Source organism: Agrobacterium sp. ST15.13.013, assembly GCF_027956525.1.
In the GTDB taxonomy this organism is placed as follows: domain Bacteria; phylum Pseudomonadota; class Alphaproteobacteria; order Rhizobiales; family Rhizobiaceae; genus Agrobacterium; species Agrobacterium salinitolerans.
This window is the reverse complement of the sequence record NZ_JAQKGP010000001.1, coordinates 315,960-331,632: the sequence shown is the minus strand read 5'-3', so window position 1 is coordinate 331,632 and position 15,673 is coordinate 315,960. Positions and strand designations below refer to the sequence as shown.

Sequence of the window (15,673 nt, the reverse complement as noted above, 5' to 3'; positions counted from 1 at the left end):
ATTTGGTGTTGGCGTTCACGCCGGCATCCTGAAATATACCCTTCTGCTTGGGGTACCCCCCTCTGCCCTGCCGGGCATCTCCCCCTCAAGGGGGGAGATCGACAAGCGGCTGACACCTTGCCCATGGAACGGGCGGGCGCGGCATCTGATCTCCCCCCTTGAGGGGGAGATGTCCGGCAGGACAGAGGGGAGGTAAGCCCCGAGCGCAAAGGGTAACCGCAACGAACAAGCCCGCTTAAGGCAAAAAACATGACCGACACCAAGACCGAAACCACCGCCCTTTCCTCCGACGCCACCGAAGTGCGCCGCCAGAAACTTGCGCTGCTGCGCGAGCAGATCGGCGATGTCTATCCGGCGCATTTCCATCGCACGCTGACCAATGCGGAGCTGGCGGAAAAATATGCCGATATCGAACCGGACACGGAAACCGGCGACACGGTAACGGTGGCGGGCCGCGTTTATTCGTCGCGCAATTCCGGCATGTTCATGGATATCCATGACGCCTCCGGCAAGGTGCAGATCTTCTCTCACAAGGATACAACGCCGGAAGCGGCTCGCAACCTGCTGCCGATGATCGATATCGGCGACATCATCGGCGTAACCGGCAAGGTGCGCCGCACCAAGCGCGGCGAACTGACAATCAACGCCGAAGAAATCACCATGCTGACCAAGTCGCTGCTGCCGATGCCGGAGAAGTGGCACGGCGTCTCCGACATCGAGCTGCGTTACCGCAAGCGCCACCTCGACATCCTCTCTAACGAAGAATCCAAGCTGCGCTTCCTTCAGCGGTCGAAGATTCTCTCCGGCATCCGCCGTTTCATGGAAGCCGAAGGTTTCCTCGAAGTCGAGACGCCGATGTTGCAGACCGTTTATGGCGGTGCGACGGCTGATCCGTTCAAGACCTTCCACAACACGCTGAAGATGGACATGTATCTGCGCATTGCGCCGGAACTGTTCCTGAAGCGCACGCTGGTATCGGGCCTTTCCGACAAGGTGTTCGAAATCAACCGCAACTTCCGCAATGAAGGCGTCTCCACCCGGCACAATCCTGAATTCACCATGATGGAGTGCTACTGGGCTTACGCTGATTACGAGGACATCATGGGTCTCGTTGAGCGGCTGTTCGAGACGCTCGCGATCTCGCTGCATGGCACCACCGAGGTGGAATTCCAAGGCCAGACGATCTCCTTCAAGGGCCCGTTCAAGCGCGTGCCGATGCCTGATGCGGTAAAGGAAGCGACGGGCATCGACTTCCTCGCCATCAAGACCGACGAAGAAGCCCGCGCTGCCGCCAAGGCTGCCGGTTTCGCCGTCGAGAAGGACTGGACCTGGGGCGAATGCCTTGCTTTCATCTTTGAAGAAAAGGTGGAAGGCACGCTGATCCAGCCGAGCCATGTGACGCATTTCCCGAAGGACATCTCGCCCTTCGCCAAGGAAGTGCCGGGCGAGCCGCGCCTCGTCGAGCGTTTTGAGAGCTATTGCAACGCCTGGGAAGTGGGCAATGCCTTCTCCGAACTCAACGACCCGGAAGAACAGCGCCGCCGCATGGTGGAGCAGCTGGAACAAGCGCACGCCCGCGGCGAAAAGGACAAGCAGCTGGACGACGAGTTCCTCGACGCCATCGACCAGGGCATGCCACCCGCCGGCGGCCTCGGCATCGGTGTCGATCGCCTGATCATGCTGCTCACCAACGCCCCGTCGATCCGCGACGTGATCCTCTTCCCGGCCCGCCGCAACAAGGCGGATTGAGGGGATCAAGCCAGGCGGCCGAAAAGCCGCCTGCTTCAAATGAGAGTCTTATGCCGTTTCGATCAATTTAAACCGGACAGCGGTGGGACAGGCCCGACAATGACGGTCGAGTATAACGGACCAAGAGAGCAAGACAGCCTGGATGTCAAACAACATCCCATCGCGGCCGCTATCTTTAATGCCCCGGGGTCCCCACACCCGGCTCTTCCGCAGCGACATTCTCACTCGCTGCTGCCTTCTCCTCCGCCGCCTGCGCGGTCGTCGAGCCCTTTCCGAAGATCAGTGATTTCAGATAGGACAGGCTGAAGACGCTACCGCCGCTGGCTTCCGGCGTCGAGGTCAGAAGTTCGTCGGCAGCCGGTTCGCCATGCGCTTCGGGAGACGGAGTTTCACCGTGGGGTTCGGGTGTCGTTTCGTCATGACCAGGCTCTTTCGGCGCAGCACCATGTTCCCCGCCGGCCTCACCCTTGCCTTCGCCGTGAGCTGTGGCGGACTTGGTTTCGTGGCCGCCCGCTTCCGGCTCCGTGGCGGGCGTCGCGCAATCAGCCAAATCGCTGAGGCTTGCCGCCAGCGCCTCGGTATCTTCGAGCGGCAGATCGATGCGCAGGCCGTAAAACTGGCCGCTGCCATTCGCCGCGCCGTCATAATAGAAGGCGGAATAACGATGGGCATCCGCGCCTTCGGGAATCTTTGCCGGATCGGGAATGAAGACCACCTGCGCGGCAATGGCGCGGCCGCGCATTTCCGAACGCAGTTGCGGACCGTTCTGGTCCAGCACGGAAACCTGCACCAGATCGGGTTTCTGCTTGTCGTAAACCGCCCTTGCGACACGAAGCGCCGTCTTCAGCCGCTCTGCGCCGTCACCACCCTGGGTGCGAATGAATTTACGGACCCATAGGGAACCGTTCTTGCGGATATTGACCGTCTGGACCGCGTCGCAGGAAAGCCCGTTGGTAGAAGCGTAGGATGGGCCGAGCAGCCGCTCGCTGCCGATAAAAACGGCAGCAGAGCCGGTCGCACCCGCCAAAAGCAGGATCCCGCCTCCAATCATAACGAGCTTGCGCGAAAACCGCATTCGTCCGAATACAGCTTTCACCCGCAACATCCTGACATCAAGTACCCCGTCTTACGCCCTCACCCCGAAACGTGGCTCGAAGAATGAGGAACACACGCGGGACGAGCTCCGGACCACGCTGTCCGAGCCTTGCGATAGTGCCGCTTTCTCATTGAAAAAAGTTTAATCCCATAGGCACGAGACCGGCAAAAACGCGCCAATTTCGGACATTTCCGAAATGCACTATTTTGCGAATGATTTGCAATAGCGTTGACAAGCGTGATTTTATAACAGATGGTATTGCGAATTAATCGCAACAAAATCTGGTGAGCCCCGTGAACTTCCATAAAATCCGCCACGCCATTTTCGCTTTTTCGCTTTTCCTTCCCGGTGCTGCCCTCGCTCAGGAAAAACCGACCGTCGTGACGACCTTCACCATCATCGCCGACATGGCGCGCAATGTGGCGGGCGATGCGGCCGAGGTGGAAAGCATCACCAAGCCGGGCGCTGAAATTCACAACTACCAGCCGACGCCGCGCGATATTCTCAAAGCTCGCAAGGCTGATCTGGTGCTTCGCAACGGCCTCAATCTGGAATTGTGGTTCGAAAAGTTCCTGGCCAACCTCTCCGGCGTGCCGAGCGTGACGGTGAGCGAAGGCGTGGAGCCCATGGCCATCAGCGGCGGGGCGTACCAGGGAAAACCCAATCCGCACGCCTGGATGTCCCCCGATAACGCCTTGATCTACGTGGAAAATATCCGCAAGGGCCTGACGGATATCGACCCTGCCCATGCGGATGTCTATGCCGCCAATGCCAAGGCCTATTCGGACAAGATCAGAGCCACCGTGCAGCCGATCCGCGACACGCTTTCCGTTCTGCCTGAAAACAAGCGCTGGTTGGTGACGAGCGAAGGCGCGTTTTCCTATCTCGCCCGCGATTTCGGCCTGAAGGAACTGTTCCTGTGGCCGGTCAATGCCGACAGCCAGGGCACACCGCAACAGGTGCGCGGCGTGATCGACGCCATGCGCGAGCACAATATCCACGTCATCTTCAGCGAAAGCACGGTTTCCGCCGATCCCGCCCAGCAGGTGGCGAAGGAAACCGGCGCAGCCTATGGCGGCATCCTCTATGTGGACTCGCTGAGCGAGGCGGACGGTCCGGTTCCGACCTATCTGGACCTTCTGCGCGTCACCAGCGAAACAATCGCCAAGGGGCTGTCTTCATGAGAATGGGCAGTAAAAAAGCAGGCGGCCTGACGGTTCAAAATGCGACAGTGACCTATCGAAACGGCCACACCGCATTAAGAAATGCCAGCTTTTCCATCCCCCGCGGAACGATCACTGCACTTGTCGGCGTCAATGGCGCCGGCAAATCCACGATTTTTAAGGCGATCATGGGTTTCGTGCCGCTGGCTGCCGGTTCCGTCTCGATTTTCGACCTGCCGGTGAAGGAAGCACTCAGGAAGAACCTCGTCGCTTATGTACCGCAGGCCGAGGAGGTGGACTGGAGTTTTCCGGTGTTGGTCGAGGATGTGGTGATGATGGGCCGTTATGGCCACATGAATTTCCTGCGCATCCCGTCGAAACGCGACCACCAGATGGTCGAGGAAGCGCTGAAACGCGTCAACATGCTCGACTATCGCAAGCGCCAGATCGGCGAGCTCTCCGGCGGGCAGAAGAAGCGGGTGTTTCTCGCCCGCGCGCTGGCGCAGGAGGGTCAGGTGATCCTGCTGGACGAGCCTTTCACCGGTGTCGATGTGACGACGGAAGAGCAGATCGTCGCGCTTCTGAAAGCGCTGCGTGACGAAGGCCGGGTCATGCTGGTTTCCACCCATAATCTCGGCAGCGTGCCGGAATTCTGTGACCGCGCGGTCTTCGTCAAGGGCACGGTGCTGGCATCGGGCAAGACGGCGGATACATTCAACGAGGAGAACCTGCAAAAGGCCTTCGGCGGCAGCCTGCGCCACTTCGTGCTCGGCGGGGCAGACCTGCATGACGACGCCGACCCACGCCGGGTGAAGGTCATCACCGATGACGAGCGACCTTTCGTGATCTACGGCAAGAACGGCCAGAACGGGCGCGATCCTGAGGCTCCGAAAGAAAAAGTCGATGATAAGCAGTCTTCTTGAGCCTTTCACTTATGGTTATATGTTGAACGCCATCTGGGTCAGCGCACTGGTGGGCGGCGTGTGCGGTTTTCTCTCCGCCTATCTGATGCTGAAGGGCTGGTCGCTGATCGGCGATGCGCTTTCCCATGCCATCGTTCCCGGTGTTGCGGGCGCCTATATGCTGGGCCTGCCCTTTTCGCTGGGTGCCTTTCTGTCCGGCGGGCTTGCAGCCGGTTCCATGCTGTTCCTGAACCAGAAGACGCGACTGAAGGAAGACGCCATCATCGGGCTGATCTTCACCTCGTTTTTCGGGCTTGGCCTATTCATGGTCTCGCTCTCGCCCACCTCGGTGAATATACAGACCATCGTGCTCGGCAATATTCTCGCTATCACGGCGGAAGACACCATTCAGCTGGCGCTGATCGGCGGCATCAGCCTCATTGTGCTGGCGCTGAAATGGCGTGACTTCATGGTGGTGTTCTTCGATGAGAACCATGCCCGCACCGTGGGGCTGAAACCGGAAGTGCTGAAGGTGATCTTCTTCACCCTGCTGGCCGCATCGACGGTTGCCGCCCTGCAGACGGTCGGGGCTTTCCTCGTCGTTGCCATGGTGGTGACGCCGGGCGCCACCGCCTATCTCCTGACCGACCGTTTCGAGCGGCTGATCCTGATGAGCCTCATCATCGGCGCGGCCACCAGCTTCGTTGGCGCCTATCTCAGCTATTTCCTCGATGGCGCCACCGGCGGTGTCATCGTCGTGCTACAGACCGCAATCTTCCTTGCCGCCTTCGTTTTTGCGCCAAAGCACGGCCTGCTCGCATCCCGCGCCAAGGCCCGCAAGGCACTGGAGGAAACGCCATGAACGACACTCTCGAACTCGCCATCCTGCCGTTTCAGCTGCCCTTCATGCAATATGCCTTCATCATCACATTGATGATCGCCGTGCCAATGGCGATGCTCTCCTGTTTTCTGGTGCTGAAGGGCTGGTCGCTGATGGGGGATGCGGTTTCCCATGCCGTGCTGCCCGGCGTGGTGGTGGCCTATATCGTTGGCATACCGCTCTCCATCGGTGCTTTCATCGCCGGCATGATCTGCGCGCTCGGCACGGGTTTCATCAAGGAAAACAGCCGCATCAAGGAAGATACGGTGCTCGGCATCGTCTTCTCGGGAATGTTCGGTCTGGGGCTGGTGCTTTATGTGAAGGTGCAGAGCGATGTCCATCTCGATCATATCCTCTTCGGCGACATGCTCGGCATAGCGCCATCAGACATGTTGGAAACAGGGGTGATCGCACTTTTCGCCACGCTGTTCCTCGGCATCCTGCGCAAGGACCTCTTGGTCAACGCCTTTGATGCCCAACACGCCAAAGCCATCGGCCTGCCGGTGCGCCTGCTGCATTATGGTCTGCTGATGGTGTTATCGCTTACCGTCGTCGGTGCATTGAAGGCGGTGGGCATCATTCTCTCAGTCGCCATGCTGGTCGCGCCGGGCGCAATCGCGTTCCTGCTGACCCGGCGTTTTTCCGCCATGCTGCTGGTGGCGATTACGGTAGCGGTCGCCTCATCGCTTTCGGGCATATGGCTAAGTTTCCTGATCGACAGTGCGCCAGCTCCCACCATCGTCATGTTCATGAGCCTTGCTTTCGTTGCCACCTTCATCCGCACCACCTGGAAGGCCCGGCGGATCGATGCTGCGGGAGAGACAGGCTTCTAGAGCATCTCCGGTGAAAGCCGGTTCACCTGAAATGCTCTTTCTCTTTGCTTTTGCGCAGTCCGAACGCAAAACCGCTAACGCACTTTTGCTGGACATGCTCGAGAACAACGATTTTTGCGGGCTTGTGGAACATTTTCGCCTTTTGCGCGTCATTTTACTGAGCCAGTCGCGGGGCGTCAGGCTCGGGAAAATTATGCAAAAGGGGAAGCACCATGCTGAAGTGGGCTCTTATTTTCTTCGTGATTTCTTTGATCGCAGGCGTATTCGGCTTTACCGGAATTTCGGCGGCCGCAGCGGGCGTGGCCCGCATTCTGTTCTTCATCGCCGTGGTGATCTTCCTGGTCTTCCTCGTGCTTGCACTGATGGCCGGAAGCGCGGTCGTCTGAATGAAAAAAGGCGACCCGGTTTTATGCCGGTCGCCTTTTCTCTTTCCAGTAAAGATAATCAGCCCGTCCAGCCGCCATCGATCACATGAATCTGGCCGGTGGTGAAACCAGCCTCGTCCGACGCGAGATAGGTAACAAGTGCGGCGATTTCTTCCGGCGTGGCGATACGGCCCATCGGCTGGCGGGCGATGAAATCGGCCAGCGCCTGTTCGTAATTGCCAGTGGCGCGCAGGCGGTCATGCAAGGACGGGCTGTCGACGGTGCCGGGGCAAATGGCGTTGCAGCGAATGCCCTTGGTGACGAAATCGGCGGCGATGGCCTTGGTGAGACCCACGACGGCCGCCTTGGAAGCGGTATAGGCGAAACGGTTGGGCACGCCCTTCACACTTGAAGCAACCGACGACATGTTGACGATCGCGCCCTTGCCCTTTTCCAGCATGCCGGGCAGGAAGGCGCGGCAAGTGCGGTACATGGCCTTGGCATTGAGATCGAAGGAGAAATCCCAGTCTTTTTCTTCACAATCGAGAATCGTGCCGGAATGCACGAAGCCGGCGCAGTTGAACAGCACATCCGCATGGCCGATATCCGCGGCGAAATCCTTGACGCCATCACCATCAAGCACGTTCAGAACCCGGGTTTCCGCACCTTTAAGGGTGGAAAGCGCCTGCTCGTTGATATCGGTGGCGATGACGCGCGCGCCGAGCGATATGAAGCGCTCCGCCGTCGCCCGGCCGATACCCTGACCGGCGGCGGTGATCACCACTGTCCGGCCGTTAAAATTCTGCACCATGAATAGCCTCCCGCTAAGGCGCGCCCATCCGCCGTGGACTGGAACGCTGAATTTGAATGATCTCAAATATGGATCGACAATTCATATGTAAACGCGGTATTCATATGGCGTCAAGCAAACTTGCGCGGATGCGGGGTATCGGGCAACCATATTTTAACGTACCCCGCGGGGCGCACACACGAACCATCATCGAGGCCAGATGACCGACGAAGACAGCGAAAGATATCGCGCTCCCGCCCTCGACAAGGGTCTAGACATTCTCGAACTTCTGGCCCGCACCGATGGCGGGCTGACGCAGATCGAGATCGCCAAGTCTATCGGTAAAAGCCCGAACGAGCTTTATCGCATGCTGGACCGACTGGTGCGCCGCGGCTACGTACAGCGGCTTGACGGCGACCGGTTCTCGCTTACGCTGAAGATGTTCGGGCTCGCCCATTTCCATGCACCGATACGCCGGCTGGTCTCTTTCGCCGCACCCGTCATGCGCGATTTTTCGGCGAGCGCCGAGCAGGCCTGTCATCTGGCCGTTTATGACCGCGGCAGCGTCGTCGTCATCGCCCAGCAGGAATCCGCCACCTACTGGGCCATGTCCATGCGGATCGGCGCGCAGATGAGCCTGTTCCACACCGGCTCCGGCCATGTGCTTCTGGCCTTCCAGACCGAGGCGCAGCGCCAGATCATGATAACCGAACAGGTGCGCGGCAGCGGCGAAACCGTGCCGCCGGACCTCGCCGGGCGGCTGGCGGAGGTGCGCAAAAACGGTTTCGAATCCATGGATAGCCTTCAGACCGCCGGCGTGCGCAATATTTCCGCACCGGTGCTGACGCTGGACGGGACGGCGCTCGCCGTCATCACCTGCCCCTATATCACGCCGCTCGGCGGCAAGGCCCCGACACGCGAGGCCTGTGAAGCGCTGATCTGCGAGGCGGCAAAACGGATTTCCGAAGTGGCTACCGGAAATGGAAACTCCTGAAACCCACAAAAAAACGCGACCGGCAGGGACCCGATCGCGTTTTGAGTGACTGGAGATTTATATCTCTTAAACGTCAGGGGAACGTGGATGGTTCCCCCTTTTTGTATCAGGCCGCAGCCAGCGTCAGTTCCTTGCGGACCATCTCGCGCAGCGTCACAAGATCCTTGGCGAAGAGGCGGATGCCTTCGGAAAGTTTCTCGGTAGCCATAGCGTCTTCGTTCATCGCCCAGCGGAAAGCCTTTTCGTCAAGCGTCTGCAGCGGCTCGGCCTTGACGTTGTCGGCCGAAAGCTTGCGCTCGAGCTTGCCGGTGTCCTTGTCCAGCTCTTCGAGCAGCGCCGGGCTGATCGTCAGGCGGTCGCAACCGGCCAGCGCTTCGATTTCGCCGACATTGCGGAACGAGGCGCCCATGACGACGGTGCTGATGCCATTGGCCTTATAATAATTGTAGATGCCGCGCACGGAAACGACACCCGGGTCGGTCTCGGCGGTGTAGGTCTCACCGGTCGACTTCTTGTACCAGTCGAGGATACGGCCAACGAAGGGCGAGATGAGGAAGACCTTGGCTTCGGCGCAGGCAATCGCCTGGGCCTGCGAGAACAGGAGCGTCAGGTTGCAGTCGATGCCTTCGGACTGCAACACTTCGGCGGCCTTTATGCCTTCCCAGGTGGAGGCTAGCTTGATGAGGATGCGTTCACGCTCGATTCCGCGCTCCTTGTAGGCGGCAATGATATGGCGCGCCTTGGCGATGGAGGCTTCCGTATCGAAAGAGAGGTCCGCATCGACTTCGGTCGAGACACGGCCGGGAACCAGACCGGCAAGGGCCGCACCGACGGAAATCGCCAGACGGTCGGCAACGGCAGCAACGACGGCGTCGGACTGGCCGCCCTGCTTTTTGCCCCAGGCAACGGCTTCCTTCACCGCGTCGGCAAAGGCTGGCGTGCCAAGCGCTTTGAGAACGATGGTCGGGTTGGTGGTGCAATCCACCGGCTTCAGGCGTGCGACCGCCTCGATGTCGCCGGTATCGGCAACAACCGTGGTGATGGCGCGAAGTTGTTCGAGTTTGGACGTCATGGCGAATGATCCTTCATGATCTCTGGTAAACTTGCTCAGCCGTCTTTTCGTTCCCGCACCGGGGTGCGCCCAAGGCCGAAATCACGGTTCTGTCCGGCTCCGACTATCGCAAGCGGCGCGGTTGAAAGTCAAGACATTTGCGCATCGCAATTGACATAAGTTTCATGCCTGCGATACTCGACTGCACATAAGGAATGGCGAAAACCGTGGCGAAACTGAGAAGAGAGACCCATACGACCTATTCGGAAGCGGCTTCGTTGAGGCTGCGCGCGGCATGGCTCTATTATAACCAGGGCATGACGCAAAAAGATGTCGCCGAAAGACTGGGGATCAGCCGCTCTACCGTCATCCGCCTGCTGGACGAGGCAATGAAACGCTCCGAAGTGCAGATCTGGATCAATGAAGGGATCGAGGATTTCGTCTCGCTGGCCGGCCAGCTGGAGGCAGCCTACGGGCTGGACGAGGCCGTCATCATCCCCTCGCCCGGCCTATCTACCGCCAGCAAGACAAGCGTGGAAGGCACCGCCAAGGCCGTTGGCCTCGCCCTCGGGCAGTTCCTCTCCGAAGTGGTACCGAACGGCGCCACCATCGGCGTCGGCTGGGGGCGCACCATGACCGCCTCGCTCTCCAGCTTCCGCCCACCGCGGCGGGAAAACTGCAAGGTCGTCTCCCTGCTCGGCGGTATCGTCGCCGTGCACCAGACAAACCCGCTCGATTACACCTGGCGGCTGGCAAGTGCGCTCGGGGCGGAATGTTACATGTTCCTCGCGCCGCTTTTGGTGGATTCGGTCGAGACCAAACGGGCGTTGATCGAAAAATGCGGGCTGGCGACGCTTTACGATCTCGCCGAGACGCTCGATCTCGCCATCGTTTCCTGCGGCGATATCGGCACGCATTCCACCTCGCTGTCGGAAGGTTTCATCTCCAGGGAGACGTTGCGCGAACTCGTCGACGCCGGCTGCGTCTGTGACACCATGTTCAACTTCATCGATGCCGAAGGCCGCTCCGTCGATCATCCGATCAACCAGCGCGCCATGGCGATCGATCTCGATACGCTGCGCAAGGCCAAACACATCGTACTCGCCTCCGGCGGCGCCCACCGCGCCATCGCCATCCGCGCCACGATCAAGCGCATCGGCTGCAATACGCTGATTACGGATGAGGCGGCAGCGCGGGCCTTGATGGAACTGGTTTAGGCGTCTTCGGCTCATTCGGCGCGATCCTCACGAGCGTCTCTTGCGTCGGCTCTCCACCCCTCCCTCCTGTGCTCGTCACAGGAATCCAGTCGCCTTGCGTCTGCATGGCGGGAAGAGTTCTTTCAGCCGAAAGACTTGGGCTGGCTGTATCCTTGTGACAAGCACAGGGATGAGGAATAGAGGGAATAGCCGATCGTCAGCGTCACGCCTTTCCCGTTTCCCATCCCAGCATCGCACGCTTGCGCGTCAGGCCCCAATGGTAGCCCGTCAGAGCTCCGCTTTTACCAACGGCACGGTGGCACGGAACAACAAAGGACACCGGGTTCGCACCAACAGCGGCACCCACGGCGCGGGATGCGGTGGGCTGGCCGATATCGCAGGCGATGTGCGAATAGGTGACGGCGCGGCCCATCGGGATTTTCAGCAGGCTTTCCCAGACCCGTACCTGAAAATCCGTGCCGAGCAGCACGACACGCAGCGGCCTGTCTGCCGACCATAGGGACGGTTCGAAGATGCGCGCGGCATAGGGCGCGGTCGCGTCGCGATCCTCCACATAATCCGCATTCGGCCAGCGGCCGGCCATATCCTCGAAACAGGCCCTTTCCTCGCCCGGATCGGCAAAGGCGCAGCCCGCAAGGCCGCGATCGGTGATCATGACCAGCGCAAGCCCGAAGGGCGAAGCGTGAAAACCGTAACGGATCGTCAGCCCGCCGCCCTTCGCCTTCCATTCGCCGGGCGACATGGCCTCATGGGTGACGAACAGATCGTGCAGGCGTCCCGGACCGGACATGCCGACCTCGATCGATGTTTCAAGCAGCGGCAGATCCTCTTCGCGCAGCAGCCGCTTGGCGTGATCGAGCGTCACGGCCTGCAGGAAGGCCTTGGGCGAAAGGCCGGCCCAGCGGGTAAAAGTCTTCTGCAATTGCGTCGGCGACTGGCCAAGCCTGGCAGCGATAGCTTCGAGGGAGGGTTGCTCGCGATAATCCAGCGTCAAAAGCTCGATAACCCCGCGCACCGTATCGTAATCCGAGCCGATGGGGGTGATGTCTTCGTTCAGCATGATATTGGCGTTCATCGCATGTCTCCTAACGGGCCGGAGAAAACCACTAAAGCGCGCCGGTCTCCACCCGTTTCTTGCGCGGCATCACGATACACGACGCAAATGTTCTCTATGCCGGAGCCTTCCCACCACCTTCTGTGCTCGTCACGGGAATCCAGCCAACGCGCGTCTGCGCGGCGGGAAGAGTCTTGTCAGCCCAAGGACTTGGGCTGGCTGGATCCCTGTGACAAGCACAGGGACGAGGGAAGAGCGTGCGACGACGTTTCCTTATCGCTCTACATCCGCCGCCGCACCGTCGCCAGCGCACCGCCGAAGGCCCTGGCAAAGCTTTCCCTGTCATCCGGATTGAGGAACGAACCGATATCTGTCGCCCGGCCCTCACCCGTCACATGCATGGAAACGATGCCGATCTCGTCATGCCGCCTCACCCGGAAGCGCGCCCAGAACGGATTAAAACGATATTCCACCATGCGTCCGGCGGGAGTGAATTTGCGGATCGACAGGTTGGTGTGCGACACGCTGACCTCTTCCCGCGCTTTCGCCGCCCGGTAATTGGCGCGGAAGGCGACATAAAGCAGCAGGAAATCCAGCCCGAAAAACAGGCCGATAGGCCACGCACCTGTGGCGAGAAAAAAACCGCCATAGATAAGACAGGCAAAACCGGTGAGGAGGAGAAGCAGCCGAAAACCACGTCGGCCAAGCGAACGGTGCGGAACGAGTTCCGCCGCGAAAATCGGCTGGTCATTGAGCGTATCCACGTTGCTTTCCTTTGGCCGCGCTGGCTATAGATAGAGCATGACAGTCGCCAAGAAACGATCCAGCACCCAAACATTAAAAAAGTCAATTCCAGCGCAGCGGCGCAAATCGGTGCGAGCAAAGACCGCCTATTCGAAGGACGAGCTCACCGAAATCTTCCGCCGCTTTTCCATCCAGCGGCCGGAGCCGAAAGGCGAGCTGGAACACACCAATCCCTTCACCCTGCTGGTCGCCGTGGCGCTTTCCGCGCAGGCGACCGATGTCGGCGTGAATCGCGCCACACACGCCCTGTTCAAGGTGGCCGATACGCCGGAAAAAATGCTGGCGCTCGGCGAAGAACAGCTAATCGGCCATATCAAGACCATCGGCCTTTATCGCAACAAGGCAAAAAACGTCATCGCGCTATCGCAGATGCTGATCGACAATTTCGGCGGCGAGGTACCAAAAACCCGCGAGGAACTGGTAACCCTGCCCGGTGTTGGCCGAAAGACCGCCAATGTGGTGATGTCGATGGCCTTCGGCGTGCCCACACTTGCGGTGGACACACATGTGTTTCGCATTGCCAACCGGCTCTGTCTTGCGCCGGGCAAAACCCCTGACGAGGTTGAAGACCGGCTGGTCCGCATCATTCCCGAACAATATCTGTTCCATGCGCATCACTGGCTGATCCTGCATGGGCGTTATTGCTGCAAGGCCCGCAAGCCGGAATGCGAGCGCTGCGTGATTGCCGATATCTGCAAATCGCCGGAAAAGACCTTCGATATTCCAGCACCGCTGGTGGAGTTACCCGCGCAATTGTTCGGTGCGGCCCACGGCGAATGAGGGGTCGCGTCGGCTGACGGCCTTGTGCAGATGTACCATCATCGAGGCGGCAAAAAGCGGCGTCAGCAGATTGAGGAACGGCACCGCCAGAAAGGCCGCTATCACCAGCCCGGCCATGAAGACGGTGGCGCGGTGTTTTGAGCGAAACAACCTCGCTTCGGCGGGCGAGCGGAAACGCATCGCCGCGAACTCGAAGAATTCCCGGCCGAGCAGGTAGCCGTTCACCAGGAAAAACGCGATGAGATTGATACCCGGCACCAGAAGCAGCAACAGCGCGACAAGGTTGCCGGCAATAACGACACCGAAGAACTTGATGGACGACAGAACGGCCTCGCCGACCGGCATCGCGTTGCCCGGCGGATCGTTCGGATAGTTCTTTTTCTCAACCACTTCGGCGACATCGTCGAGAAACAGGCCGGCAATGACGGCGGTGACCGGCGAAATGAGCAGCGCGAGCGCCAGCGCCAGCCCGATACCCGCGAAAATGGCGAAAACGAAGGTCAGCCAGCCCGCCCAGTCCGGCACGCCGGGGATCAGCGCATCCACCCACGGCAGGGCGAAATAAATGAAGATCGAGCGGATGGCGAACCACAGCGCCGCAAGCACGAGAAGCGTGAGCCCCAGAACCTTCCAGAATACCGACCGGGTTTCGGCGGCAAAGAGATTGTGGAAGGCAAGCCTCGCCGCATCAAAAATCATCTGGAACTCCTCGACACCTTTGGCGCTGAAACACACTTACCAAAACGAGAGATAGGCGCTGCCCATCCGCTCTGCAAGACGGACGGAAAGATGCCAAATGCCCGGATATAAACCGCTGATGGAATTTCTCTTGAATAAAAGGTATCTCTAAAATATGATAATACACCTATTACATTTCGCATTCCGGTCCGGTGGAGGACAAGGCCGGGAAGACCTATCCCCCACCGTCAAGTCGCGGTTCGCACGCTCGTTTGCGCGCGCGCATGCATCATCGTTCAATAAAGATAAAAGAATGAGGCGTTGGTGGAAAAGCTGCTGTTGAACCTTACGCGCGCCATGAAGGCAGGCACCCCTTCGGAGCGCAAGATCGCCAAATATCTGATCGAGCATCTGGACGAATTGCCGTTCGAGACGGCGCAGACGCTGGCCGCCAAGCTCAGCCTCAGTCCGATGACGGTCGGCCGTTTCCTGCGCTCGCTGGGATACCGGCAATTCAGCGATATCCGCGCCGATCTGCGCTATGCCGAAGAAACGGCCAGCACGGAGCAGCCGGCCATGGGCGAGAGCGGCGAACGCCATTCCAGCCCGTTTTCACAGCTTCTGTCGCAGCAAATCCAGGCCATCCAGACGGCCTTCGACATGACCACCCAATCGATCTGGCGGATCGCCATGAACGAGATCGCCACGGCCGGCGATGTTTTTCTGGCAACCTCTCCGGAAGGTCTCGATGCCGGACGTCATTTCTACGGGCGGCTTCTGGAGAGCCGGGGCCATATCCATTATCTCGGCAGCGACAGCGCGGCCTATGTCGCCCTGTGGGATTTCGACCCCGCGCAAGCGCTGCTCGTCATCATGGATTGCGGCGGCGCCCCGTCGCCGCTGCAACGCCTGTCGACAATGGCACGCAAGAGCGGCTACAGGACATTGCTGATCACCACACGCTTTTATGAATGGGGACCGGAAAGCGCCGATCTCTGTCTTGCCATGCCGCAGGCGCAAAATGGCGGCCAGGGCCTGCTTCAACTGGTCTCCCTGCTGGAATTCACCCTTTGTGCGCTCAGCGCCAGCGCCGATGACAGCAGCAGGGCAAGGGCAAAGAACCTCACCGCCCTGAAACGCTCGCTACGCGGTTGATTGCGGCTAGCAGCAGCGGCGGCATATGGATCGAGCGGTTGCCGCGCGTTTCTTTTCCCCGCCGGGGAGACGTCCGCGGCAGCGGGATAAGGGGGCGAGAGTGCGTTCTATCGCTGGCGTTCCCTCTCATCCGACCCTTCGGGCCACCATCTCCCTGGCGGG

General features: G+C 59.8%; 16 protein-coding genes. 10 read left to right on the top strand and 6 right to left on the bottom strand.

Going from position 1 to position 15,673, the window contains the following annotated elements; all coding sequences use genetic code 11:
- Positions 1-249: 249 nt before the first annotated feature.
- Positions 250-1,749, top strand: a complete 1,500-nt coding sequence (gene lysS / locus PL597_RS01600; protein WP_269826485.1) for a lysine--tRNA ligase — start codon at positions 250-252, stop codon at positions 1,747-1,749.
- A gap of 175 nt (positions 1,750-1,924) precedes the next feature.
- On the opposite strand, the gene PL597_RS01595 is transcribed toward lysS, so the two are convergent.
- Positions 1,925-2,854, bottom strand: a complete 930-nt coding sequence (locus tag PL597_RS01595) for a hypothetical protein (RefSeq protein WP_244614214.1) — start codon at positions 2,852-2,854, stop codon at positions 1,925-1,927.
- A 284-nt stretch (positions 2,855-3,138) separates the two neighbouring features.
- Between PL597_RS01595 and PL597_RS01590 the strand changes: the two genes are divergently transcribed.
- From PL597_RS01590 to PL597_RS01570, 5 genes are all read left to right on the top strand, one after another.
- Complete coding sequence (locus PL597_RS01590) at positions 3,139-4,029, top strand: metal ABC transporter substrate-binding protein (RefSeq protein WP_165691337.1); 891 nt, start codon at positions 3,139-3,141, stop codon at positions 4,027-4,029.
- A complete protein-coding gene (locus tag PL597_RS01585; protein ID WP_162520336.1) occupies positions 4,026-4,931 on the top strand; it encodes a manganese/iron ABC transporter ATP-binding protein in 906 nt (301 codons plus the stop codon). The genes PL597_RS01590 and PL597_RS01585 overlap by 4 nt, the downstream gene beginning before the upstream one ends.
- Positions 4,912-5,772 carry a metal ABC transporter permease gene (locus PL597_RS01580; protein ID WP_137411597.1) on the top strand — a complete coding sequence of 287 codons (861 nt, stop codon included), beginning with the start codon at positions 4,912-4,914 and terminating at the stop codon, positions 5,770-5,772. The genes PL597_RS01585 and PL597_RS01580 overlap by 20 nt, the downstream gene beginning before the upstream one ends.
- On the top strand, positions 5,769-6,623 hold the full coding sequence (locus PL597_RS01575; protein WP_271364467.1) for a metal ABC transporter permease: 855 nt from the start codon (positions 5,769-5,771) through the stop codon (positions 6,621-6,623). The genes PL597_RS01580 and PL597_RS01575 overlap by 4 nt, the downstream gene beginning before the upstream one ends.
- A 212-nt stretch (positions 6,624-6,835) precedes the next feature.
- The gene (locus PL597_RS01570; protein ID WP_003499086.1) at positions 6,836-7,009 is read left to right on the top strand and encodes a DUF1328 domain-containing protein; all 174 of its coding nucleotides are present in this window, start codon (positions 6,836-6,838) and stop codon (positions 7,007-7,009) included.
- A gap of 58 nt (positions 7,010-7,067) precedes the next feature.
- Here the strand turns inward: PL597_RS01570 and PL597_RS01565 are convergent, their stop codons facing one another.
- Entirely contained in the window at positions 7,068-7,799 is a 732-nt protein-coding gene (locus tag PL597_RS01565) for an SDR family oxidoreductase (protein ID WP_271364466.1), read from the bottom strand.
- 199 nt (positions 7,800-7,998) lie between these two features.
- On the opposite strand from PL597_RS01565, the gene PL597_RS01560 reads away from it, so the two are divergent.
- Entirely contained in the window at positions 7,999-8,772 is a 774-nt protein-coding gene (locus tag PL597_RS01560; RefSeq protein ID WP_269826480.1) for an IclR family transcriptional regulator, read from the top strand.
- A 106-nt stretch (positions 8,773-8,878) separates the two neighbouring features.
- On the opposite strand, the gene tal is transcribed toward PL597_RS01560, so the two are convergent.
- Entirely contained in the window at positions 8,879-9,844 is a 966-nt protein-coding gene (tal, locus tag PL597_RS01555; protein ID WP_271364465.1) for a transaldolase, read from the bottom strand.
- Positions 9,845-10,050: 206 nt separating this feature from the next.
- Between tal and PL597_RS01550 the strand changes: the two genes are divergently transcribed.
- Positions 10,051-11,040: a sugar-binding transcriptional regulator gene (locus tag PL597_RS01550; RefSeq protein ID WP_271364464.1), complete on the top strand. Its 990-nt coding sequence runs from the start codon at positions 10,051-10,053 to the stop codon at positions 11,038-11,040.
- 202 nt (positions 11,041-11,242) lie between these two features.
- Here PL597_RS01550 and PL597_RS01545 read toward each other — a convergent pair whose 3' ends face one another.
- A complete protein-coding gene (locus tag PL597_RS01545; protein WP_271364463.1) occupies positions 11,243-12,115 on the bottom strand; it encodes a bifunctional helix-turn-helix domain-containing protein/methylated-DNA--[protein]-cysteine S-methyltransferase in 873 nt (290 codons plus the stop codon).
- A 260-nt stretch (positions 12,116-12,375) separates the two neighbouring features.
- A complete protein-coding gene (locus tag PL597_RS01540) occupies positions 12,376-12,858 on the bottom strand; it encodes a DUF2244 domain-containing protein (protein ID WP_271364462.1) in 483 nt (160 codons plus the stop codon).
- 37 nt (positions 12,859-12,895) lie between these two features.
- Here PL597_RS01540 and nth point away from each other — a divergent pair, with 37 nt between their 5' ends.
- Positions 12,896-13,678 carry an endonuclease III gene (nth, locus tag PL597_RS01535; RefSeq protein ID WP_271364461.1) on the top strand — a complete coding sequence of 261 codons (783 nt, stop codon included), beginning with the start codon at positions 12,896-12,898 and terminating at the stop codon, positions 13,676-13,678.
- Here the strand turns inward: nth and PL597_RS01530 are convergent.
- The gene (locus tag PL597_RS01530; protein ID WP_142911943.1) at positions 13,640-14,377 is read right to left on the bottom strand and encodes a sulfate transporter family protein; all 738 of its coding nucleotides are present in this window, start codon (positions 14,375-14,377) and stop codon (positions 13,640-13,642) included. The genes nth and PL597_RS01530 overlap by 39 nt on opposite strands.
- Positions 14,378-14,677: 300 nt before the next feature.
- Here PL597_RS01530 and PL597_RS01525 point away from each other — a divergent pair, with 300 nt between their 5' ends.
- Complete coding sequence (locus tag PL597_RS01525) at positions 14,678-15,511, top strand: MurR/RpiR family transcriptional regulator (protein WP_142911944.1); 834 nt, start codon at positions 14,678-14,680, stop codon at positions 15,509-15,511.
- Positions 15,512-15,673 lie beyond the last annotated feature (162 nt).